Source organism: uncultured Salinicola sp., assembly GCF_937921195.1.
GTDB lineage: Bacteria > Pseudomonadota > Gammaproteobacteria > Pseudomonadales > Halomonadaceae > Salinicola.
Genome location: NZ_CALFQK010000095.1, coordinates 1 through 21,849 on the forward strand (window position 1 = coordinate 1; position 21,849 = coordinate 21,849).

20 protein-coding genes and 1 pseudogene are annotated in these 21,849 nt (G+C 60.0%); 9 read left to right on the top strand and 12 right to left on the bottom strand.

Annotated elements, in window-relative coordinates; genetic code table 11:
- Nucleotides 1-63: 63 nt before the first annotated feature.
- Together Q0602_RS08235 and Q0602_RS08240 are read right to left on the bottom strand one after the other, a co-directional pair.
- Nucleotides 64-708 carry a site-specific integrase gene (locus Q0602_RS08235; RefSeq protein ID WP_298841430.1) on the bottom strand — a complete coding sequence of 215 codons (645 nt, stop codon included), beginning with the start codon at nucleotides 706-708 and terminating at the stop codon, nucleotides 64-66.
- 418 nt (nucleotides 709-1,126) lie between these two features.
- Entirely contained in the window at nucleotides 1,127-2,536 is a 1,410-nt protein-coding gene (locus tag Q0602_RS08240; RefSeq protein ID WP_298841433.1) for a PLP-dependent aminotransferase family protein, read from the bottom strand.
- A gap of 137 nt (nucleotides 2,537-2,673) precedes the next feature.
- On the opposite strand from Q0602_RS08240, the gene Q0602_RS08245 reads away from it, so the two are divergent.
- The 3 genes from Q0602_RS08245 to Q0602_RS08255 all read left to right on the top strand — a co-directional run bounded on the left by Q0602_RS08245 (nucleotide 2,674) and on the right by Q0602_RS08255 (nucleotide 6,505).
- A complete protein-coding gene (locus Q0602_RS08245) occupies nucleotides 2,674-3,768 on the top strand; it encodes a TlpA disulfide reductase family protein (RefSeq protein ID WP_298841435.1) in 1,095 nt (364 codons plus the stop codon).
- Between the two features lie 61 nt (nucleotides 3,769-3,829).
- Entirely contained in the window at nucleotides 3,830-5,968 is a 2,139-nt protein-coding gene (locus Q0602_RS08250) for a protein-disulfide reductase DsbD (RefSeq protein WP_298841438.1), read from the top strand.
- Nucleotides 5,969-6,085: 117 nt separating this feature from the next.
- The gene (locus tag Q0602_RS08255) at nucleotides 6,086-6,505 is read left to right on the top strand and encodes a cupin domain-containing protein (RefSeq protein WP_298841441.1); all 420 of its coding nucleotides are present in this window, start codon (nucleotides 6,086-6,088) and stop codon (nucleotides 6,503-6,505) included.
- Nucleotides 6,506-7,033: 528 nt separating this feature from the next.
- Here Q0602_RS08255 and Q0602_RS08260 read toward each other — a convergent pair.
- On the bottom strand, nucleotides 7,034-8,044 hold the full coding sequence (locus Q0602_RS08260) for an Ldh family oxidoreductase (RefSeq protein ID WP_298841443.1): 1,011 nt from the start codon (nucleotides 8,042-8,044) through the stop codon (nucleotides 7,034-7,036).
- Between the two features lie 913 nt (nucleotides 8,045-8,957).
- On the opposite strand from Q0602_RS08260, the gene Q0602_RS08265 reads away from it, so the two are divergent.
- Together Q0602_RS08265 and idi are read left to right on the top strand one after the other, a co-directional pair.
- Nucleotides 8,958-9,878: a UbiA family prenyltransferase gene (locus tag Q0602_RS08265; RefSeq protein WP_298841446.1), complete on the top strand. Its 921-nt coding sequence runs from the start codon at nucleotides 8,958-8,960 to the stop codon at nucleotides 9,876-9,878.
- A 274-nt stretch (nucleotides 9,879-10,152) separates the two neighbouring features.
- Entirely contained in the window at nucleotides 10,153-10,740 is a 588-nt protein-coding gene (idi, locus tag Q0602_RS08270; protein ID WP_295034806.1) for an isopentenyl-diphosphate Delta-isomerase, read from the top strand.
- Between the two features lie 99 nt (nucleotides 10,741-10,839).
- Here the strand turns inward: idi and Q0602_RS08275 are convergent, their stop codons facing one another.
- A complete protein-coding gene (locus Q0602_RS08275; RefSeq protein WP_295034808.1) occupies nucleotides 10,840-11,511 on the bottom strand; it encodes a hypothetical protein in 672 nt (223 codons plus the stop codon).
- A 1,019-nt stretch (nucleotides 11,512-12,530) separates the two neighbouring features.
- On the opposite strand from Q0602_RS08275, the gene Q0602_RS08280 reads away from it, so the two are divergent.
- The 4 genes from Q0602_RS08280 to Q0602_RS08295 all read left to right on the top strand — a co-directional run bounded on the left by Q0602_RS08280 (nucleotide 12,531) and on the right by Q0602_RS08295 (nucleotide 15,717).
- Nucleotides 12,531-13,292, top strand: coding sequence for an amino acid ABC transporter substrate-binding protein (locus tag Q0602_RS08280; protein WP_295034810.1), 762 nt, complete (start codon nucleotides 12,531-12,533; stop codon nucleotides 13,290-13,292).
- A gap of 90 nt (nucleotides 13,293-13,382) precedes the next feature.
- Nucleotides 13,383-14,057 carry an amino acid ABC transporter permease gene (locus Q0602_RS08285; protein ID WP_149433906.1) on the top strand — a complete coding sequence of 225 codons (675 nt, stop codon included), beginning with the start codon at nucleotides 13,383-13,385 and terminating at the stop codon, nucleotides 14,055-14,057.
- Complete coding sequence (locus tag Q0602_RS08290) at nucleotides 14,054-14,800, top strand: amino acid ABC transporter ATP-binding protein (RefSeq protein WP_298841453.1); 747 nt, start codon at nucleotides 14,054-14,056, stop codon at nucleotides 14,798-14,800. Before Q0602_RS08285 ends, Q0602_RS08290 begins: the two co-directional genes overlap by 4 nt.
- Nucleotides 14,801-14,892: 92 nt before the next feature.
- Entirely contained in the window at nucleotides 14,893-15,717 is an 825-nt protein-coding gene (locus tag Q0602_RS08295; RefSeq protein ID WP_298841456.1) for a DUF1206 domain-containing protein, read from the top strand.
- Between the two features lie 140 nt (nucleotides 15,718-15,857).
- Here the strand turns inward: Q0602_RS08295 and Q0602_RS08300 are convergent, their stop codons facing one another.
- From Q0602_RS08300 to Q0602_RS08335, 8 genes and pseudogenes are all read right to left on the bottom strand, one after another.
- Nucleotides 15,858-16,295, bottom strand: a complete 438-nt coding sequence (locus tag Q0602_RS08300; RefSeq protein WP_298841459.1) for a hypothetical protein — start codon at nucleotides 16,293-16,295, stop codon at nucleotides 15,858-15,860.
- A 135-nt stretch (nucleotides 16,296-16,430) separates the two neighbouring features.
- A complete protein-coding gene (locus tag Q0602_RS08305; protein ID WP_298841462.1) occupies nucleotides 16,431-17,036 on the bottom strand; it encodes a HupE/UreJ family protein in 606 nt (201 codons plus the stop codon).
- A gap of 32 nt (nucleotides 17,037-17,068) precedes the next feature.
- Nucleotides 17,069-17,731: an urease accessory protein UreG gene (gene ureG, locus Q0602_RS08310; RefSeq protein ID WP_295034819.1), complete on the bottom strand. Its 663-nt coding sequence runs from the start codon at nucleotides 17,729-17,731 to the stop codon at nucleotides 17,069-17,071.
- Nucleotides 17,732-17,757: 26 nt separating this feature from the next.
- Nucleotides 17,758-18,441, bottom strand: a complete 684-nt coding sequence (locus tag Q0602_RS08315) for an urease accessory protein UreF (protein ID WP_298841466.1) — start codon at nucleotides 18,439-18,441, stop codon at nucleotides 17,758-17,760.
- Nucleotides 18,442-18,447: 6 nt separating this feature from the next.
- Nucleotides 18,448-19,020, bottom strand: coding sequence for an urease accessory protein UreE (gene ureE / locus Q0602_RS08320; protein WP_298841469.1), 573 nt, complete (start codon nucleotides 19,018-19,020; stop codon nucleotides 18,448-18,450).
- A 92-nt stretch (nucleotides 19,021-19,112) separates the two neighbouring features.
- On the bottom strand, nucleotides 19,113-20,819 hold the full coding sequence (gene ureC, locus Q0602_RS08325; protein WP_298841472.1) for an urease subunit alpha: 1,707 nt from the start codon (nucleotides 20,817-20,819) through the stop codon (nucleotides 19,113-19,115).
- A gap of 131 nt (nucleotides 20,820-20,950) precedes the next feature.
- Nucleotides 20,951-21,253: pseudogene (locus Q0602_RS08330) on the bottom strand (urease subunit beta); the annotation flags it as partial.
- 182 nt (nucleotides 21,254-21,435) lie between these two features.
- Complete coding sequence (locus tag Q0602_RS08335) at nucleotides 21,436-21,738, bottom strand: urease subunit gamma (protein WP_295034825.1); 303 nt, start codon at nucleotides 21,736-21,738, stop codon at nucleotides 21,436-21,438.
- Between the last annotated feature and the right edge of the window lie 111 nt (nucleotides 21,739-21,849).

Below are 21,849 nucleotides of genomic sequence, written 5' to 3' on the forward strand. Positions count from 1 at the left end.
GATTTAGGTTCTAGTGCCGAAAGGTGTGGGAGTTCGAGTCTCCCCATCCGCACCACTTGATTTTCAACGATTTTTCGCCGAAACGAAGCCCTCAAGCTGAGCCACTGGATTGTGAGTGTGACCAGATTGTGAGCTCGACCAGATCCCGTTGACCGCCTCCCTGACCCGGTGCGGCGCCAGGTGCGCATACCGCTGAGTCATGACGATCGAGCTGTGCCCCAGCAGCTCTTTGACCATTTCGAGCGGCACCCCATCCGTCACCAGCCATGATGCTGCCGTGTGCCTCAAGTCGTGAATGCGCAGGTCTTCAATGCCTGCTTTCGCACACGCCGACTTGAATCCGTTGCGCAGACATCCAATCGGCTTGCCGCCCGATCTAGCGAATGCCCACTGGCAACCAGGTGCATTCGACGCTCTCCATTCCGCCCGTCGGCGCATGGCCGCCGCCGCCGGTTGGTTGAGCGGCACCGTTCGCGGCTTGCCCGACTTAGTGTGCGTCGAGCGCAGCGTGATCGACTCCTGTCCTCTCGCCAGATCCACGCGGGACCACGCCAGACCGTAGAGCTCGCCCCGGCGGCAGCCGGTGTTTACCGCCACTTCGATGAAGTCGGCCAACATCTCCCCGCCGCGCATGTCCCGCGCGACCGATATCAGCCGGCCGGCCTCGGCCTTCGTGAGATAGCGTTCTCGCCCAGGCGGCTCCTTCATTGAGCGAGCTTCCACCGGGTTCGGCAGAGCCCAGTCGAATTCCCGATTGCATTAGTTGATCGCCGAAGACAGCGCTGCGAGTGGATGATCCTGGACGCCACCACCCCCGAAGCGGCCCGAGCCATAACCTGGGCCTCGCTCACTCAGTAATTTCCCAGCTGCGACCGGCGTGGGTACAGCCCCACTCACGCCAGCCCCAGTCTATAGTCCATGCCTGCAAGCGTCGTTTAGCAACATCCTGAGGCGATTTGCCGCTCGCGCCTGGAGCACGGGGCGTATGCCGAGCGATTTCGGACGGCTGGTCCCATGATATGAGAGACGAGTCAATATCCACTACGAGTTGATCTTGACCGGATGCTCACTGGCCTGATACTGAATGCAAGACAGACTTTGAAACGTGCTCTCAAAGTCAGGCGCGTTATGCATGACGTTGGATAAGGTCTTCGAGGTGTCGACAACTGCTCTCAAGAACGGCATCTGAGAGGTTGGTTACGCCAAGTAACAGCCCACTTTTTACCTTACTATTGTTATCAGCATACCATATAGATAGCGGCGCAGGAGCAAGCTCCTGCGCCTCAGCAGCTTCTGCGATTTTTACATCATCGGCGCCGTCCGGCAGTGTTAGCAGCAGTGATAACCCTGCCATTGTATTGAATATCCCCCCCTCCCCGAGTTGTCGCAGCAAGGCATCGCGACGTTGAGCATAGAGTCTCTTCATGCGCCGGATATGGCGTAGGTAGTGGCCATCACGCATGAAGGCCGCCACGGCCAACTGGGTCGCTAACGATGAGGCCGGCGACAGTGCAGCGGCGACGTCTCCGAAAAAGTTCACCAGCGCCGATGGCACGACCATGAATCCGAGCCGCAAAGTGGGGCTGATGGTCTTGCTGAAGGTGCCTATATAGATGACGCGTCCGTCACCATCCAGAGATGCCAGTGGCGGCGCAGCCTTACCACTGAGTTTCAGTTCGCTGAGGTAATCATCTTCAATGATCCAAGCACCCGCCGCAGCCCCCCATTCGAGCAGTGCACGTCGCCTAGCCGGTGAGAGAGACATGCCCAGCGGCGCCTGTTGGCTAGCTGTGACAACGGCGAGCGACGCGTTTGGTGCCCGTTCCAGCCCCTCGCCGACATCTAACCCTTGTGTGTCGACGGCGATGGGGACCGGCGTGTAGCCGGCCAGTGATATCGCCCGGCGAGTCAGCGGGTAGCCGGGATCCTCCACCCAGACCTGCCGGCTTTTAAGCTTCAGCGCGTGCAGGGCAAGGCCAAGCGCACCAGCATACCCATTGGTGATGATGACCTGATCGGCCGAACACTGCAGGCCGCGAGTGACCGAGAGATAAGCTGCAACTTCCTTTCGTAGTTCCACTTCTCCCCGAGGGTCGTGGTAGCGGGTGGTCTCCGTGGCGGCCAGTCGTGAATAGCGAACTATGGTGCGAGACCACACCTTGTACGGAAACATGTCCGTAGCCGGAACTCCGACCTGAAAGGGTTTAGGCGGACTGTCGAAATCACGGTAGATCTCGGGCAGAGGCAGCCGAGAGGGAACCTCGTTCAGACGAGATTGAGCGAGGGGCAATGGGCTCGCGACAAAGGTTCCCGCAGCGCCACAAGCAACTACCAGTTGCTCGTCGGCCAGCCTTTCATAGGCGGTTTTTACCGTGCCTCTGGAGACGCCCACCTGCGTGGCTAGATCACGCCAAGAGGGGAGGCGCGCGCCCTCATAAAGGTGCCCCTCGCGGATCGCGCTGGCAATGCTGTCGTGTATCTGCTCGGTCAGCGAACGTCGCTGGCGGCGATCAAGGTCGATGCGAAGAGAATCCATGACTCATGGTATACTGAAAACGTCCATTCTTGGTACTTTTTCCTGCACTGTTTGACCTCCAAACTATTCTCTAATCTCTCCACCCTCCACCTCACAGCGGCCATCTGCCGCTATGCGAGGTGACAAGGAATATCAAAATGCCAATTCGAACTCGTACGATCCTGTTTGGGCCGTTGCTAGCGCTGATGATCAGCAGCCTCGGGCCCATCTCTGTGGCAAACGCCGCCAGCGATACGCAAAGCGAGGAGCCGGCCGCCGAGGCCTACGATCAGGATGCGGATGGAGAGCGTCGCGCCAAGAGTGCCGGAGAGTCCCTCATCGGCCAGCCAGGGCCCGATGTCACGATCACAACACTGGATGGTGAAAAGATCGCGTTGTCCGAGCTGTACGGGGAAAAACCCGTGTATCTCAAGTTCTGGGCGACCTGGTGCGTGCCTTGCCGTCAGCAGATGCCCGGGTTTCAGAAAATATATGAAACGTACGGTGATGAGATACAAGTCATTGCGGTCAATACGGGTTTCAGCGATACCGCCGAAGCCGCACGTCAGTATCGCGAAGAAATGGGCCTTGGCATGCCGATCACGATAGATGATGGCACGCTCGCTGAAGCACTACATCTGCGAGTCACTCCGCAGCATGTGCTTATCGACCGTAGTGGACATATCTCTTACGTCGGGCATCTGGATGATCAGGAGTTCGAGGACGCTCTGCAGCAGGTCATGCAGGGCAGCGACGGCGATAGTGCTGCTGAAGGCGTCGATACCGCGGAGGTGGAAGCACTGGACGTTGGCGATAGCGTCGACGGGCTCACGCTCAGCACGCTTGCTGGTGATGTCGTTGAGTTGTCTGCCGAGGGTAGTGGCAAACCTCGTGGCATCGTGTTCTTTGCCCCCTGGTGCGAGTGGTATCTGGAGGAGAGCCAGCCGGAAACATCCCAGGCGTGTCGCCGTGTACGTGAAACCGTGGATTCGTTGGCCAAACAAGATGACATCGACTGGATTGGTGTTTCATCCGGGCTTTGGGCATCACAAAAAGACCTTGAGGATTACCGTGAATCCAACGATGTCAGCATTCCCCTCGCCCTGGATGCCAGCGGCGATGTCTATCGCGCCTTCGGTGTCAGACAGATACCCACCGTCGTGCTGATCGACCGCGATGGTAACGTGGCCAAGCGGCTAGGCCCTCAGGATACGGCATTGGTTGAGGCCACGGAGAGCGTCGCCGCCAAATGAAAGCGCTCGGCTACTGAAGCGATTACTGATGCTGATATCCATTCGATGGAGAAGCCCATTCATGATGGGCTTGTTGCGTATGCCGACCACTATGTTGCGCGGTTTCGTCGCGGTACGTCTGCTGGCGTTGATCTCTATAGTAAGTTTGCTGACCCTGATACCGATAAGCGCTGTCATGGCACAAAGCTCCCCCGAGGAGCAGGGCGATGTGATGATTCGGACGTCGCTCGTGGCGGAGAGTGCTCGTCCGGCTGCGGGAGAGCAGACGACTCTTGCCGTCGTCATGCAACCTCAGGACGGTTGGCATGGCTACTGGAAGCAGCCCGGGAACGTGGGGCTTGCGCCGCAGTTTGACTGGCAGCTGCCCGATGGCGTAACGGCAGGAGAGCCGGCTTACCCGGTCCCCGAGACTCTGCTCATCGACAACTTGATGAACCATGTCTACGAGCAGCCTTACGCCATTCTGGTGCCACTGAATGTGCCGGACCACCTGGACGAAGGAACTACGATTCCTGTCCGAGTTGACCTCCAATATCTAGCCTGTCGCGAGGATGCCTGTATCCCTGAAAGGGCGTCTCTGTCGACGGATCTGACAGTCGGCGATGGCGCTACGTCGACCCGTCACCAGCCGGACTTCGATCGTTGGCGCGAAGCGTTGCCACGACCTTTGGGAGCACGAGCGACTTACGCGCACATAGACGATCGCATTCGCATTTCCATTCCCTTGCCAGCCAGCGTCGAACTGGATCAGCCGCACCTGTTTGTCGCAAGTGATGGTGCGGTCGACCCGGCCGCCAAGCAGGACTTCAAGCGTCAGGGCGATGAGCTTATCGTTGAGACGGCGGCGGGAGAGGCATCCCCGGAGCCCCTCGAAGCGGTAGTAACGCTTGCAGGGGGCACTGGATTGGCCTTTCAGGCGGATGCCGGCTCTGTACCAACGCCAGGCGTCGATAGGCATGGCACCGGTGATGGCGCCGATGAAAAGAGTTCGACTGGCACTCTAGGCATGATACTGACGGCCTTGCTCGGAGCGGTTGCCGGCGGAATCCTGCTGAATGTCATGCCATGCGTATTCCCTATTCTTAGTCTCAAGATATTGAGCCTGGCACGGCTGTCCGGTGGCCCTCGCGAAGCGAGGCGAGAAGCCCTTGCCTACACGGCAGGCGTCGTCGGGGTGTGCATGCTGCTCGGGGCCGGAATCATTGCCTTGCGTGCCGCTGGTATTCAGATTGGCTGGGCCTTTCAGCTACAGGATCCTCGAGTCATTGTCGGGTTAACGCTTCTGATCACGGCAATTGCCTTCAATCTCACGGGGTTATTTGAACTCGGTGGGTTCAATGGTGGCGCTCGGCTCGCCGAGAAAGGTGGCGCCACCGGTGCTTTCTGGACCGGCGTGCTGGCGGCCTTTGTCGCAACGCCCTGTTCGGGGCCTTTCATGGCGACGGCCCTGGGTGCCGCGATATTACTGCCGCCGCTAGCGGCGCTGGCGATTTTCGCGGGGCTGGGGTTCGGCATTGCCCTGCCTTTTCTGATCGTCGGCTATTTTCCTGCGCTCAGTCGCAAGCTACCACGTCCCGGTCCCTGGATGCAGAGCGTCAGGCACTTTCTGGCTATCCCGATGTTCGTGACCGCGCTGGCACTGTTCTGGGTGCTGGGACAACAGCTCTCCAGTGACGGTGTAGTCGCTATTTTGGCTGTGGTCATGCTCCTGGTGGTTGGGCTCTGGTTGACAGGCTTGCGTCAGCGCAACGGAAGACGTTGGTCCTGGGGGCCATCAGTGGTTGCTGCAGTGATGGCGTTGAGCGTTGGATGGCTGGTTCCCGCCTCGTTCTCTGCCCCTCCCAATACCACTGACGAGAGCCTGCAGCGGTTGACCTTTAATGAGCACCGCCTCGATGAATTACGCCAGCAGGACACGCCTTTGTTCGTCTACTTTACGGCGGACTGGTGTGTCACCTGCAAGGTCAACGAGAAGAGCGCCATTGACCGCGAAGTGACGCGTGACGCTTTCCGACAGGCTGGCGTGACTACCATGGTGGGAGACTGGACCAATGGCGACGCTGCCATTACAACCTTTCTCAATCGTCATGACAGAACGGGCGTGCCCCTATATCTGTGGTACGCCCCTGGGGCTGAGAAGCCCAGGGTACTGCCGCAAGTGCTGACACCCACATTGCTCACTGATCTGGTTGCTGAATGAAAACCGATTGAGTGGTGATTTATGAGTGCAGTGGCCTTGGCAGCTATCACACCCAGTCGTGTCATGTGAGCTGGATGAAAAAATGGTATCTATCATATGCAAATGAAGGGATTAATGATGAAGAAATTATCATCGATCATAGTGTCCATGTTTGCTCTCATCGCCACTGTTCCGTCCTTGGCGGATGAAAATGCCGCGAGTGCGTCGAGGGAGACTGTCGAACAGGAGTTCCGTTATGAAATCCCGAATATTCCCGGGAAGGTCGTTACCAGCCTTTCGGTCGAATACCCACCTGGGGCGTCAACACCAGCGCATATGCATGGCGATGCCTTCGTCATTGGCTATGTTCTGGAAGGCTCGATCAGGAGCCGGGTCGACGGCGAGACGAATGTCTATGGCGTCGGGGAAAGTTGGACGGAAAACCCCGGTGCGTCACACGAGCTGAGCGAGAATGCCAGTGCAACGGAGCCTGCCAGAATCCTAGCCATTTTCATATCGGACCCTCAGCAGAAGGAACTGGTGAAGATGATGAAATAGAAAGTGCGAGGGATTATCCTGCGTTAAGGGTTTAAACTAGTATATTGGGCATTCACATCTGGAATTCTAGTGCCGGTGAAGAGATTCCACTGCATCCTTCAATCTCCGCTATGGGCACCTTGCCCTTCATTCCCTCGTACACCCACCCTCCGTTGAACTCCACCTGCCAAGCACTGATCGCTTGGCGCGTGGAGCTCGTGTGACCCGATTGTGCCACGGGCTATTGCTGAGTGTGACCAAAATGCGGCCTAGCGATGCCAAAAGTCACATTGCTGTCGGTGCGTCCGGCGTGCAATGTGCTGATTGAGCTAAGGTTTTTGTCTATCAACTTCGGCTACATGGATTTAGGTTCTAGTGCCGAAAGGTGTGGGAGTTCGAGTCTCCCCATCCGCACCATCAAAACCCTTCTTTTCAAAACCTTAGCCTAACCCCATATTCGAAATTGGCCTTTCTACGGTCAGTCTTTGGCATAGTGCGTTCAGCTTTTCGTGGCGCTGACCAAATCCACTGCCGGCGCCATAGGATGGCTCAAGCCAGCCTTTCCAACTCCTCGTAGAGTGGCATCGGAATCGTCACGCCGTGCTCGAGACTCCGCTCACGCGCTTCGAAACGACGCTGGGAAGGTAGCCGTGCGCCCTGCTCCAGAATTCGATCGAACAGCGCTTCAGCATGGATGAGTTGAGACTCGCTCTGTGCGCCGAGGAACGTCTCTGGCGAGAACGCGATGACGATCTCGCCATGCTGCGGTCTGCCGGTACCAGCATCATTGGCGGGAGACGTCTCGTGGCTCAGGGCATCACCGATCAACGGGCCAGCAAGCAGCTCAATCATCGTGGAAAGCGCTGCCCCCTTGTGGCCGCCGAAAGGGAGCATGGCTCCCTCAAGGGCCGCGGCCGGGTCGGTGGTCGGCTCCCCCTCTGAGTTCAGTGCCCACCCTTTCGGGATCGAGTTGCCGGCGCGTCGATGCAGCTCGATCTCCCCGCGTGCCACGACGCTCGTGGCAAAGTCGAAAACGTAGGGCGACCGACCCGGCCGTGGCCAGGCAAAGGCAAAGGGGTTGGTGCCGAGCAGAGGCTTTGATCCGCCGGTCGGCGCGACAAAGGCGTGAGTCGGGTTCATCGCCAGCGCTGCGAGTCCCAGTTCGGCAAGCGCTTCCACCTCGGACCAGAGTGCGGAGAAGTGAAAGCAATGATTGATGCCTAGCACCGCTACACCGTTACGCTCCGCCTTCTCTTTCAGGTGCGCCTTGCCGGTCTCGAACGACAGTAGCGAGCATCCGCCACGAGCGTCGATCTTGACGACGCCCGGCGCCTGGTCATGAACCACCGGTTCGGCCTGGGGATCCAGGCCGCCCTTTCTCGCGGCATCCACACAATTGATCAGGCGATAGAGCCCGTGGGAATGGCACTCATCGCGCTGGGCTGCAACGACGCTGCGCGTGATGGCATCAGCATGGGCCGGGCTGAATCCCGCTTTGCCCAGAATGCGTAGACTCAGCGACTCGGCCTCTTCAAGGCGGAGAGAAACATCGTGGGTCATCGTCGACTCGACTTCAGGTGTTTGTCATACATCATAAATTCAAGGCCGCGTGACTGGCTATCCTCGTGCGCTAGACGAAAGAGGCAAGAGCACGCTGTCATGCCCGCACAGTTAAAAGCCGCCGCCTCTTACCAGCGCCTGGTAAAGCGCGTTCAGCACAACAGACCGCCAAGGCACGCGATCGCGAGCAGGACGCTCTCCCCGTCTGCCGATTCGACGAGGACCACCTCAACGCGTGGGATCGAACGTTCAGTAAGTTCAAGGCGCTGGAATACCTGTCCGTCAGCCGGGTCGACGTGGCCGAGGCGCTGATCACCTGGAACGCCGCGGAAGCGGAGGCGGCGTCATGAATACTGTTCTATTCCCGCAGATCCCGCTTGCCTGGCAAATGGCATGTCAGTATCGCCCTTCTAGCTAACCTGCGAAAACTCCGGTGTATTTTAGCAGCGGCTTGGCTTTGCCCTTGCCGAATAGCACGCTGGCAAATGCCAGTAATCCATAAGCCACAAAAAGAATCCGGATTGTGTCTTGACACCCGATCAACAGCACCTCTATATTTGAGATAAATCTTAATAAGCATTAACTTAAATTAAGAATAAATTCAGGGGGGCTCAAGAGGTCGAACATGACTGGCAGAGCTAGGCCGTTCATTTGACTGGCCCGGAACAGAACAGGGATTTGGTCAATCACTCTCTCGACTGTCTCCAAAACTGATGCATCGTTGGTTGAACCAGACTTGGCAGATGAACAGTCTCGTATGCTCTATACGTCGGACCTTCGTGTGTAGGCATTGGAGCACCCGACGTGCCTTAGTATATCGACTTCCCCACCAGACTCCATCAAAGCTGCCGGCGCAATGCTACTCCAATGCGCCGCATATTCCAGGCCATTGGGATTCGCAGGGATAACATTAATGGATACGATAAAAAGTCAAAGCGTTGCTGATACATCGATATGGGCACTAGCTCGAAAATGGATCTCTGCGGAGGCCGCGATCACATGGCGTCTGATTCGCGACAATCTGACAATAAGCATTACGACGGTACCCTTGGTTTCTCTAAGCGCGGGTATTGGCGCGGGTCTGAACAGCACAGAAATATCGGAGAGTGTCGGTAAGGCTATCGGGATCGCATTACTGATTGTTTATATCTTTGATTGTTGCAACCAAGCTAAATCATCCGCAGAGGATGCTCGCAACAAGCCGTATCGTCCCATCCCTGCGGGCTTGGCCACCCCACAAGGCATCCAACTGCGCGGCTGGATTGCCACAGCTTTGTATATTCTAACTGTATGGCTATTCGGCCTTTCGCCATGGGTGCTATTGTGGCCTTTCATCACCATGGTACAGTTCCGGTTGCCTGAGCGGGGTTATATATGGTGGAAATCCCCCACAAATGTCGTCCATCTGGTCGTTATGCCCTTCATCGGATGGTCTCTTTCGACCGATCTTGACTCCGCAGCGTGGAATTGGCTCCTGGCTATAGTGATCTACTTCACGTTCGCCTTTCCCATCGAAGACGTCCGCGATCTGGAGGGGGATAGGGCTATTGGACGTCTCACCCCCGTCATGTTGCTGGGCCGGGCTTTTGTATGTCGTTACTTTGCCGTCTTCATGATATTTTTGCCATTTTTTATTTATTTCATGATGGCTTTCACATCTGGCGAAAACGACTGGAAATACTTACTGCCTGCAGTCATCCTCGGTTCTTTATCCTGGATCTGCGCCGCACGTGCACTTTTCCTACAAGGGTACAACGCCGACAGGCTGACGTATCAATTGTACTGTGTCGTCTGGGCCCTGACCTGTGTATCTGGCCCACTTTTTCTAGCGTAATCCGAGTTGATCTAGCATCCAATGGACCCAAAGCCATTCTAGATGCGACAAAAGATCATCCGATTCATGAGCACGATCACAAGCAGCGTAACGGTGGTATGACAAGGCCCCGACGCCATGAGGCGACTTTCGTCCAGATAGACAGCCTCGTTCATGGCGATATCGGCCTGGCGGATAATGAAATGGTCATAACGATCGAAAGCGATCAAATACAGAATATGCCCCCGGCGATGCAGGCCGCAGGCTGTAACTCGTTCATCACGGACATTCACTCATGAACACGAGTATCGAGACAGGTTCCGCCGATATCGTCTCCTTCGACGACGAGCCGCTGATCCTGGTCGACTCGGACGACAATGTGCTCGGTCACATGTCCAAGGCCGAGGCCCATGCTGGCGAAGGCGTACTTCATCGCGCATTCTCAATCTTCTTATTCAACAGCGAAGGCGATGTGCTGATACAGCAGCGGGCCAAGGCCAAACAACTCTGGGGCGGGTTCTGGTCGAACAGTGTGTGTAGCCACCCGCGTCGAGGCGAGACCTTGGCCGAGGCCGCCAAGCGTCGACTACATGAGGAAATTGGTGTCGACACTGACGTCACCTGGTTGTACAGATTCGAATATCACGCCCAGTTCGGCGACATCGGGACCGAGCACGAGCTATGCTCGGTCTTCATAGCCTGTTCGAATGCGCCGGTGGCGGGTAACCCAAACGAAATCGCCAACTTATCATTCGTGTCGTCCGAGCAGCTCGATGCGGCATTGGTCAAACATCCGGATCACTACACGCCATGGATCAAGCTCGAATGGCCACGAATTCGCGACACATATTGGTCGACGGTGGTCGACCTGCTGCGCGATTAGTTCACCGTCCGGTAAATCTCGGAGTCAAAAGCTGTGGATAATAGCTGGCGCCGCCCATTGACGCGCGGTCAATAGCCCTCCCGGAGTGCCAGCAACGATTCAGCCGTCGAGGCGACGGATCCACTGCCGGACACGCCACCGCTGAAGCCGGTTGGCGTAGCGCTTGGTATCGATCGATACGGGAACCAGCGTGCAGGCCTCGTCGCCTGTCATGTGAAGACGGAAGCGACGTTCGGCTCCGATCGGATGGTCTTCACTGCCGTAGATCGCGACGACGCGAATATCGAGAAAGTGGAACACGGTATCGTCCGTGGGGCGATTATGCTCCAGCGTCAGGTCGTGGGCCCTGCACAGACGCTGCAAGATGGTCTCGAACGTACCGACGTGGCTGAAACTGCCGCACAGCATGGGGCCCTGGCTCGACTCCATCCTTTCCCGCCCTTCCCCGGCATCGGCTTGCGACGAATCTGGAGACTCCTTGCTGTCCTGGTAATGACCGCCCTCGAAGTCGATCATATCCTTGGTCAAGGATCCTCGGCTGGTATGTAGCGTCACGATGATGTGCTCGAGAAAGATCGGCTCGGAACTCATGTTGCTGATCAGGCACAGGGAAGTCAGATCGTTGCCGTAGCCACGATTGATGATGATGCGAGGACGCCGAGTCCGGGCAAAGTTTCGGTAGAGGATCTGGGCGTAAAAGAACCACACGAGCAGCGTCAATATGCTGGTGACGGCGGTTATTGCCTTGCTTTGTTCCGACAACCACTCCATGGTCGGGATAGGCTCCTGCCTGCTGGGATCGCAAAGGCGCCAATGTAGGCGAGAACCGCGGCCGGCGATATAACCCAGTTTGTGGCACGAACACCGTCAACCTTGACCCAAGGTCCGAAAACACGAAAGGCGGGCCTCCCGGCCCGCCTTTAAAACAACCGCCGAACCCGGGCGTCCTGCCCTTTCTTCGTCATCCTGACGGAGCGAGTTCACGGTAATGCTTGAGCCCTGTCTTCATCTTCCTGAATCCAACGGGCTGACAGTCTTCCCTGACTGTGGCTCCGACTTACCTCTGGCGTCCTTGAACCCATCCTTGGGTGCGGTAAGTCAGCTAACGAACTCAAAGTTATACAAGAGTTGTCGCCCGGTCAAGCATTTCATCAAAATGGAGTGTCGAAGCTTGGCAATCGTCATCGTGGGCAACCATGAGTTCGATCGCGGCGGACGTCGTCCGTGCAGAAGAGGCCAGGCAGCACCCGGCCGCCAGCCAGCGGAGGTAACGTCGTCTGATATCGAGGTCGAAGAAGAAAACCGGCGGAAGGACGCCGGTTTTCCGAGACACCTGCCACCTCCCGCGCCATGAACCTCAACGCCGGAGGCGAGAGAGGCCGCATGACAACGCTGACGGTCATGCGCCGATACTTCCCGCGCTCCTGAGCCTGTCGGCTCGTTCCCTGGCCCATGCCACTAACCAACGCGAAGCGCACGTCCCTTGGTCACGTCCCTGCAGCAGCCTTCACAGAAAGAATCGCGCAAATGTTAGATCAATACATTACAAACGGCAAAGCCAAGTATAGATTGGTTGCAGTCACCGGCGCGAAATACGACCGGATGTGGCCGACCACCGCCCGGTTTCGGCATGCCGGCGATAGCGCCAAACAAAAGGGCATATAAATTATTTTTCTTATTACCTATTTCAGAATTGCGCTATTCTATCTTCCGATTGAGCGCGTCCCAAGGCGACGTTCCCACAACCTTCTCGAGGAATCTCTTCGCTCATGACAACACGATCGATTTCAATGGCATCTCTCCGACAGGCCGCCCTGGCTCTCGCGCTAGGGCTCACCGCATCGCTGGGTGCAACCCTGGCTCAGGCCGACACCTTGAGAGTGGGCATGTCGGGAGGCTACTACCCTTTCACCTACGTCGAGCGCGACGAACTCAAGGGGTTCGAGGTCGACCTCATGAACGCGATCGGTGAGATTACCGGCGACGACGTCGAGTTCGTGACCGCCAGCTTCTCCGGCCTGGCCGGTATGCTGGACTCCAACCGAATCGATACCATCGCCAATCAGATCACCATCACGCCGGAGCGCCAGAAAAAGTATCTGTTCAGCCAGCCCTACGTCTACGACGGCGCCCAGGTAGTGGTTCGCAAAGGCAACGACGCCATCCATGGGGTCGAGGATCTCAAGGGCAAGACGGTGGCGGTGAACCTCGGTTCCAACTATGAGCAGCTGCTGAACGAACTGCCATACGCCGATGAGATCAACATCAAGACGTACGACTCCAACATCGAACAGGACGTCGCCCTGGGCCGCGCCGATGCCTTCGTCATGGACCGTGTCAGCGCCACGCAGGTGATCAAGGACAAGCCGTTGCCGCTGCAACTGGCCGGACAGCCCTTCTCCCGGATCGAGAACGCCTATCCGTTCCGCGACGACGAGGCCGGCAAGGCGTTGAAGAGCAGAATCGACGACGCCCTCGCCAAGTTGCGTGACAGCGGCAAGTTGAGCGACATTTCGGAGAAGTGGTTCGGGTCCGACATTACCCAGCCCTGATCGCCGTCTCGCTTCGATGGCCCATGGCGCTGACCGGCGCCATGGGCCTTTCCGTTATCTGAGGTCGCCAAGCGCGGAGCGCCAAGCACTATGCACGCACTCGATTTCGACTACATGCTGGGCCTGGTGCCCATTCTTCTGGGCTACCTGCCCCTGACGCTGGAGATGGCCGCGGCAGGCATGGCCTGTGCACTGATACTGGCCTGCCTCCTGGCGGTCATTCGCGTGACCCGGCTTCCCGGCCTCAACGCTTTCGCTCTTCTCTTCATCTCGTTCTTCCGTGGCACGCCACTGCTGGTGCAACTGTTCCTGTTCTACTACGGGCTCCCTCAGGTGCTGACCTTTCTGGTGGCGATCAATGGCATCACCGCAACGATTCTCGGTCTGACGCTCCACTTCTCCGCTTACATGGCGGAGTCGATCCGAGCGGCTATCGTGGGGATCGACCGTAGCCAGACCGAAGCCGCACTATCGATCGGCATGACGCGGGCGCAGTTGATGCGGCGAATCGTGCTGCCCCAGGCGACCCGGGTAGCGACGCCGACGCTGATGAACTACTTCATCGACATGATCAAATCGACGTCGCTGGCCTTCACGCTCGGCGTCACCGAGCTGATGGGTGCCACCCAGAAGGAAGCCGCTGGCAGCTTTCTCTACTTCGAGGCTTTTCTGGTGGTGGCGGTGATCTACTGGATCGTGGTCGAGGCACTTTCCTGGGTGCAGAAATGGCTGGAACAACGACTCAACCGGGCTTATCAGCGATGATCGAACTCAAGGGCATCCGCAAGCAATTCGGCGACCACGTCGTCTTCGACGATATCGATCTTCATCTCGAGCGCGGCGAGATCATCGTGATCGTCGGGCCCTCGGGTACCGGCAAATCCACGCTGCTGCGCTGCATCAATTTCCTGGAGACGCCCGATGCCGGCCACCTGACCGTCGGCGACCTCAGCCTCGATGCCACGAGCGCAACGCGTGAACAGATCCTGGCCCTGCGGCGGCGTACCGCCTTCGTGTTCCAGAACTATGCTCTCTTCGCCAACAAGACCGCGCTCCAGAACATTGCCGAGGGCATGATCGTGGTGGATGGCATTGCCAAGCGCGAGGCCTACGCCAGGGCGAGGAAGATTCTCGAGCGGATCGGGCTGGCCGACAAGGCCGATGCCTACCCCGCCGCGCTCTCCGGCGGCCAGCAGCAGCGCGTGGGTATCGGTCGAGCCATGGCCGCCAACGCCGAGGTCATCCTGTTCGATGAACCGACATCCTCGCTGGATCCGCAGTGGGTAGAAGAGGTACTCGGCCTGATGAAGCAGCTCGCGGCGGAGCACCAGACCATGATCGTCGTCACTCATGAGATGCAGTTCGCCCGCGAGGTCGCCGATCGGGTGGTGTTCATGGACCAGGGGCGCATCATCGAGCAGGGGCCGCCCGCCAAGCTGTTCAGCCATCCCGAGGATGAGCGTACGCAGCATTTCCTGCGCAAGATCCTGGCAGCCAACGCGGGTTGATCAGCACACACACTGCCAGCGTTGTTCCCTATGTCGTGTCGCGAGGCCACTTTCTCTTCTAGGCTAGTATCCGGCCAATCACAAGGAACAGCATGAAGCGAAACCACGTTAGCCTACGGGATGGATTGCGACACACGGCTTCGGCGGGCTACGTCACCAAGGGAATGATCTACCTCACCATCGGCTGGCTGGCACTGCTGACCGCCATCGGCCTGGGTGGCAGCGAGAGCGGTGCGTCGGACGTCATTCGCAAGATCGCGCTGTGGCCTTTCGGGCGCGCGCTACTGGCTCTGCTGGGACTGGGGCTCGTCGCCTATGTCTTGTGGCGCCTGGGCCAGGCGATATGGGATACGGAACGCAAGGGCAGCGACTGGAAGGGATGGATTCAACGCCTGGGATTCGCGGTCAGCGGCGGCTTGTACGCCACCCTGGCCTGGCAGTGTGCCACCCTGGTTTTCCAGAGCCTGTCCCAGGCGCAGGGCAGCGGAACCTCCGAGAACACCGAACGGATGATGGGAATTCCCGGTGGGCGCTGGCTACTGGTCGTGCTCGGCCTCGTCTTCATTGGCGTCGGCATTCACCAGATGGTGCGCGCCTGGCGGCGCTCCTATCGTAAGAACTGGCACCTGCAGAGCCGGCCCAATCCGCCGTTGCCGCTGCTCGAGGCCATTGCGCGACTCGGTCTTGCCGCCCGTGGCGTCACTTTCGTCTTGATAGGCGGCCTGATCGCGCTGGCAGCCTGGCGGCTGTCGCCCAGCGATGCCCAAGGGCTGGGGGCGGCGCTGAACCTGCTGGCTCACCAGCCCTTCGGTGACTGGCTCCTGGGCACCGCCGCGGTCGGCCTGATGGCTTACGGTGGCTACTGTTTCATCAACGCCGGCTATCGCCGGATCAGGCACCCACAGAACGGGGCCTGAACGACCCGCTTGCGGCGTCTGGAACAACCGGCCACTGGACGCAGCGCACAAAAAAGACCGCCGTAGCGGTCTCAAGCGATCGATACACCTATCTCGAGGGCACGAGACGGATCGCCGTCGTCACGCCCCCTGATTGCTGCCTATTGAGCCGGTCCGGTATTGAGGGGCTCGCTATTGACGGAATCCTTGCCGGCGGCGCCTTCCTGGTCGCTGCCACTCAGGGGGGCGCTGTTATCCATCGTGGGCTGCAGGACGGCGGCGCTGCCCGCCTGGGGCATGCCCTTCACCATCCCGTCACGATTGGCGCTGTCCTTGCTCGCCATGCCCATCTGATCGCTGCTGCTGTTGGGCGCGCTGTCGTCCATGGAAGTGCTGGGGGAAGACATCTGCGATGACGACGGCGTACCGTTCACCATCGCATCGCGATTGGCGCTGTCCTTGCTCGCCATTCCCATCTGATCGCTGCTGCTGTTGGGCGCGCTGTCGTCCATGGCGGTCTGTGCCAAGGCCGTACCGCTCAACAGGGCCAACATCAAACCGGTAGCGATACCGAAACGGTGGCTGATAGAGATTTTCATAAGGGGCTCCTGCGGGTTTCCATGATCGAACGTGGCGTCACGTTCCGAGACTTTCCCTGACAAAGCGGCCTTGGTCGCCTGTCAATGAATACGCCGCCGCATCGAGTTCAGATGCATGCCCCTCATTCAATCTTCTCAGCTCAGCATCAGAGTTCCTCCAACGGCGGCGATGGCGGCACCGATGCCGCGAAGCCAACGGCTGTCGCGCTGCATCAACCAGTTGCCGGCCAGTCGGCCGACCACCGTGATAGCGACGCTGGCGATGACGAAACCAAGGGCGTAGAGCGCCGCCGATGCCCCGGGAGCCAACTCGCTGCCGTGAGCGTGGCCATGCAGCAGGATGAAGGCGAAGACCAGGGTGCCCCCGACCGCGGTGGGCAGCTTGACCAGACAGGCCAGCATCACGCCCGCCAGCAGTACGCTGGAGGCGATGCCAAACTCGACGCCGAGCAGCGGCACGCCAGCCCAGGCCAGCCCTGCCCCCGCGACCATGCCCAGCGCAATCAACAGCGGCATGGCGCGACGCAGCGTCGAGGACTGGCGGCAGCTCCACAGCCCGATGGCCAGCATCGCCAGCAGGTGGTCGAGTCCCGACAGCGGATGCATCAATCCGGCTACGAAGCTGCCGCCATGGGTGTGCGGCAGCGCGCCGGGATGCGCCATGGCCGCCGAGGCGACCAGCAGCACGAGCGGTGCGGACAGCCAGGCCAGACGACGAGCCGGGGGAGTTGAAGCAGTCATGACGAATCTCCTTGGGGGTAACGGACGAGAAATCAGTTGGCGCTCAGCAGCGCCTGGTCCTGGATCGCGCGACACGCATCGCCGCGTCGCTCGGGCAGCATGCCGCGGTCGAGAATGAAGCGAACGATGGTTTCGGCGCCGACACCGTCGTGCAGGTTGGCGAAGACGAAGGGCCGCTCGCCGCGCATCTTCTTGGCGTCACGTTCCATCACCTCGAGCGAGGCATGGACGTAGTCGGCGATGTCGATCTTGTTGATGATCAGCAGATCGGACTTGGTGATGCCCGGTCCGCCCTTGCGCGGAATCTTGTCGCCGGCGGAAACGTCGATCACGTAGAGCGTCAGATCCGACAACTCCGGGCTGAAGGTGGCGGCCAGGTTATCGCCGCCGGACTCCACCAGGACCAGCTCCAGCGCCGGATGGCGCGCATGGAGATCGTCGATCGCCGCCAGGTTCATCGAGGCGTCCTCGCGAATCGCCGTATGCGGACAGCCCCCGGTTTCCACGCCGATGATACGATCCGCGGCCAGCGCATCGTGCCGGAGCAGGAAATCGGCGTCCTCGCGGGTATAAATGTCATTGGTCACCACCGCGATGTCGTAATGGTCGCGCAGCGCCAGACAGAGCTGCTTGAGCAGCGCCGTCTTTCCCGATCCTACCGGGCCGCCGACGCCCACGCGTAAGCAGTGTTTCATCGTACTCACCTCCTCCTTGCCTACCCTCAACTGCGGAACAGCCGCGAATATTGTGTTTCGTGTAGTGCACTTGCCAGTGCCAACCCCGGCAGCGCCGGCCCCAGTTCGGCATCCGTCAATGCGTTGGCGGCGCCGACAGCCGTGGCCAGTTCGGGGCGCAGCCGCTCGATGAGCCGCTGTGCCGCTGTTTGCCCCAAGGGGAGAGCCTTGCAGGCCGCCGCAAGCTGGTTCTCGAGCCACGCCCAGGCAAAGCCGAGCTGGGCATCGTCGACGGCAACGCCGCGACGGTGGGCCAACCAGGCGAACAAGGTGACGTAGGCAGGCCGCGGCGGTAGCCAGCCGGCGGCCGGCAACAGCTCCAGGTCACCCAGCAGCCGGGCCAGTGCCTGTCCCAGGCGCAGATCCTCATCCGCCAGTTCGGCGCTCTCGCGACTGGCCTGGAGCCAGTCGTTCCAGGACTGCAGGGCAGCACGGTCCTCGTTCGCCCAGGCCAGCTGAAGCCTGGCCAGAACCGGCAGTTCGCACACTGTCAGGCCATCCTGCAGAACACCGGTCAGCCACTCTCGCAAGCTCTGCTCGTCACTCACCCAGCCCAGTTCGAAGGCGCTCTCCAACCCCTGGGACCAGGCAAAGGCACCGATCGGCAGCGCCGGGCTGACCAGTTGCAGCAATCCCATCAGGGCCAACGGGTCGCGCGTCGACTCGACCATCACCCCTCAATGCTCATGCTTGTGGCCGTGTCGCCCGGAACGGTGATGCTGGAAGTCGTATACCCGGGCGTGACCTTCCGCGGAACCGTGATGGTGGTCATGGTCGTGGTCATGTCCATGCCCATGTCCATGGCCCAGCCCTTCGGCGTAGGCCCCCGGTTCGGGGTCGAATGGCGCCTTGTGGCGCTCCAGCGTCGCTCCCAATCGTGCGGCCAACGCCTCGAGAACGTGATCCGGCGGGAAGCGTACCCAGCCAGTCTCCTCATCCTCGCCGAGCGCCAGCTGTACGTGACGGTTACCCAGGTGATAGCAGAGCCTGGCCAGCGCCAGACCCGACGGGATCGATGCCGTTACGATCGGCTCGGCGGCGGCGCGAATCTCGACGACTTCCCCGGTCTCGGCGCGCAGCAACGCACCGTCGCGAAGCACCGGTCCACGATCCAGGAAGAGCCCAATCTCGCGGCCGCTGTCGCTGACCGCCTTCAGCCTTCCTCGCATCCGCAGTTCGAACGGTAGCGTCACGCTATCGACGGCAACGGCATCGGATGTCGCCTCCAGCCGCTCAATCAATTTCCACATGTCTGTCTGCCTCGTGATGGCCGATACGGGACTCGGGATGACCTCGAAATAGATAACCGATAACGAACCCGTCCGGCGGATGAATAGTCGACTCAAAAAAGATGATAACGCTGCGCCAGCGGCAACTCGGTCGCCGGCTCGCAGCTCAGCAGCTCACCGTCCGCGTGAACTTCGTAGGTCTGCGGATCGACGGTCAGCTGCGGACAGGCGTCGTTGAGCTTCATGTCTTTCTTGCGGATACCCCGCACCTGCCTGACCGCCGAGAGTTCGCTCTCCAGCCCCAGTCGCGCCTTGATACCGGCATCCAGTGCCGCCTGGCTGACGAAGCTGAAGCGGGTCGCGCTGGCGGCCTTGCCGAACGCCCCGAACATCGGCCGATAGTGGACCGGCTGCGGCGTCGGGATCGAGGCGTTGGCGTCTCCCATCGGCGCCGCCGCGATCATGCCACCCTTGACGATCAATGCCGGCTTGACGCCGAAGAATGCCGGACTCCACAGCACCAGGTCGGCCAGCTTGCCAACCTCCACCGACCCGACCTCGTGGGCGATACCGTGAGTCAATGCCGGGTTGATGGTGTACTTGGCGATATAGCGGCGCGCGCGGAAATTGTCCGCCCCCAGCGCTGCGTCTTCCGGCAGCAGGCCGCGCTGCACCTTCATCTTGTGCGCGGTCTGCCAGGTGCGGCAGACCACCTCGCCGACGCGCCCCATCGCCTGGGAGTCCGACGAGATCATCGAAATCACCCCCATGTCGTGGAGGATATCCTCGGCGGCGATGGTCTCGCGGCGTATCCGCGAATCGGCGAAGGCCACGTCCTCGGGGATGTTCGGATCGAGATGGTGGCACACCATCAGCATGTCGAGATGCTCGTCGATGGTGTTGACCGTGTAGGGCCGGGTCGGGTTGGTCGACGACGGCAGCACGTAATCCTTCGAGCAGGCGGTGATGATGTCCGGCGCATGGCCGCCGCCCGCGCCTTCGGTGTGATAGGTATGGATACCACGCTCCTTGAACGCGGCGAGCGTGTCCTCGACGAAGCCGGACTCGTTGAGGGTATCGGTGTGGATCGCGACCTGGATGTCGTAGCGCTCGGCCACGCTCAGGCAGTTGTCGATCGACGCCGGCGTGGTACCCCAGTCCTCGTGCAGCTTGAGCCCGATCGCTCCGGCCACGATCTGCGCCTCCAGCGCCGCCGGCAGACTGGCATTGCCCTTGCCCAGCAAACCGATGTTCATCGGCAGCGTATCGATCGCCTGCAGCATCTTGCCCAGGTGCCACTCGCCCGGCGTGCAGGTGGTGGCGTTGGTGCCGGTCGCCGGACCGGTGCCGCCGCCGAGCATCGTGGTGACGCCGCTCATCAGCGCCTCCTCGACCTGCTGCGGGCAGATGAAGTGAATGTGCGCGTCGATGCCGCCGGCGGTGAGGATCTTGCCCTCCCCCGCGATGATCTCCGTGCCCGGCCCGATGACGATGTCGACGCCCGGCTGCACGTCGGGATTGCCGGCCTTGCCGATCGCCGCGATCCGGCCCCTCTGCAGGCCCACATCCGCCTTGACCACACCCCACCAGTCGAGGATCAGCGCATTGGTGATGACCGTGTCCATGACCGAATCGTCGTGGCGCTGGCTCTGCCCCATGCCATCGCGAATGACCTTGCCGCCGCCGAACTTGACCTCGTCGCCATAGACGGTCGCATCGCTCTCGACCTCGATCCACAGCTCGGTGTCGCCGAGGCGGACACGATCACCGACCGTGGGGCCGTACATGTCCGCGTACGCCTGCCGGGTGATCCTGACCATCAGTTCGCTCCCCCCTCGTCGCCATTGTCATCGCGCGCCCTAGGCGCGGCTGTGGGCGCATTGACCTGCGCGGCTGTGGGCGCATTGACCTGCGCGGCCGCGGACGCCTTGGAAAGCGGCGCGTCAGGGGGCAGCGCGCCCATGACCTCCCCGCGGAAGCCGTAGATACGCCGCTCGCCAAGAAACGGCACCAGCGTCACCTCCCGTGTCTGCCCCGGTTCGAAGCGAATCGCCGAGCCGGCGGGCACGTCGAGGCGATATCCCCGGGCTGCGCCCCGATCGAAGGTCAACGCCGGGTTGGTCTCGGCAAAGTGATAGTGGGAGCCGACCTGAACCGGCCGGTCGCCGGTATTGGCCACCGCCACCGTGACCGTCTCGAGGCCGGCATTGAGCTCGATCTCGCCATCCTGAATCTGCATTTCACCGGGAATCATCGATTTTCCCTTATTGTCGATTGTTCGTCGCATGGAAAGCATTAGGACTGCCAACCAATGCAATCTGACGCGCTGCGAGCGAAGGTCAGGGTAGGCGGCAAGCTTCGAAAAAGCGCGGTTGGCTTCAGCCAATGAGCATTTTTCGAAGCGCAGCCAACACCGCCTGACCGAGCACAGCCGCGTCAGACGATGGGATCGTGGACCGTCACCAACTTCGTCCCGTCGGGAAAGGTGGCCTCGACCTGCACTTCCTGGATCATCTCGGCGACACCGTCCATGACGTCTTCCCGAGTCAGTATCTCGCGACCGTAGCTCATCAGGTCGGCCACGCTGCGGCCATCCCTCGCCCCCTCCAGAATCTCGAAGCTGATCAGCGCCATCGCCTCCGGGTAGTTGAGCTTCAGCCCGCGCGCGCGCCGCCGTTCCGCCAACTGGGCGGCGCTGAACAGCAGCAGCTTGTCTTTGTCCCTCGGGGTCAATTCCATATCGATATCCTGTCTGTGAGCTACGACAGCGCCGGTTTCGGGGCGCGGTAGATAGCAGCTACGAGCTACGAGCTACGAGCTACGAGCTACGAGCTACGAGCTACGAGCTAC

Coding starts and splice junctions, on each gene's coding strand:
- Q0602_RS08255 (WP_298841441.1), top strand. CDS start 6,086: ATGAAGAAATTATCATCGATCATAGTGTCCATGTTTGCTCTCATCGCC.
- Q0602_RS08250 (WP_298841438.1), top strand. CDS start 3,830: ATGATGGGCTTGTTGCGTATGCCGACCACTATGTTGCGCGGTTTCGTC.
- Q0602_RS08315 (WP_298841466.1), bottom strand. CDS start 18,441: ATGGTCGAGTCGACGCGCGACCCGTTGGCCCTGATGGGATTGCTGCAA.
- ureG (WP_295034819.1), bottom strand. CDS start 17,731: ATGAAACACTGCTTACGCGTGGGCGTCGGCGGCCCGGTAGGATCGGGA.
- Q0602_RS08260 (WP_298841443.1), bottom strand. CDS start 8,044: ATGACCCACGATGTTTCTCTCCGCCTTGAAGAGGCCGAGTCGCTGAGT.
- Q0602_RS08285 (WP_149433906.1), top strand. CDS start 13,383: ATGCACGCACTCGATTTCGACTACATGCTGGGCCTGGTGCCCATTCTT.
- Q0602_RS08275 (WP_295034808.1), bottom strand. CDS start 11,511: ATGGAGTGGTTGTCGGAACAAAGCAAGGCAATAACCGCCGTCACCAGC.
- ureC (WP_298841472.1), bottom strand. CDS start 20,819: ATGGTCAGGATCACCCGGCAGGCGTACGCGGACATGTACGGCCCCACG.
- Q0602_RS08265 (WP_298841446.1), top strand. CDS start 8,958: ATGGATACGATAAAAAGTCAAAGCGTTGCTGATACATCGATATGGGCA.
- Q0602_RS08235 (WP_298841430.1), bottom strand. CDS start 708: ATGAAGGAGCCGCCTGGGCGAGAACGCTATCTCACGAAGGCCGAGGCC.
- Q0602_RS08240 (WP_298841433.1), bottom strand. CDS start 2,536: ATGGATTCTCTTCGCATCGACCTTGATCGCCGCCAGCGACGTTCGCTG.
- Q0602_RS08300 (WP_298841459.1), bottom strand. CDS start 16,295: ATGAAAATCTCTATCAGCCACCGTTTCGGTATCGCTACCGGTTTGATG.
- Q0602_RS08245 (WP_298841435.1), top strand. CDS start 2,674: ATGCCAATTCGAACTCGTACGATCCTGTTTGGGCCGTTGCTAGCGCTG.
- ureE (WP_298841469.1), bottom strand. CDS start 19,020: ATGTGGAAATTGATTGAGCGGCTGGAGGCGACATCCGATGCCGTTGCC.
- Q0602_RS08335 (WP_295034825.1), bottom strand. CDS start 21,738: ATGGAATTGACCCCGAGGGACAAAGACAAGCTGCTGCTGTTCAGCGCC.
- idi (WP_295034806.1), top strand. CDS start 10,153: ATGAACACGAGTATCGAGACAGGTTCCGCCGATATCGTCTCCTTCGAC.
- Q0602_RS08295 (WP_298841456.1), top strand. CDS start 14,893: ATGAAGCGAAACCACGTTAGCCTACGGGATGGATTGCGACACACGGCT.
- Q0602_RS08305 (WP_298841462.1), bottom strand. CDS start 17,036: ATGACTGCTTCAACTCCCCCGGCTCGTCGTCTGGCCTGGCTGTCCGCA.
- Q0602_RS08280 (WP_295034810.1), top strand. CDS start 12,531: ATGGCATCTCTCCGACAGGCCGCCCTGGCTCTCGCGCTAGGGCTCACC.
- Q0602_RS08290 (WP_298841453.1), top strand. CDS start 14,054: ATGATCGAACTCAAGGGCATCCGCAAGCAATTCGGCGACCACGTCGTC.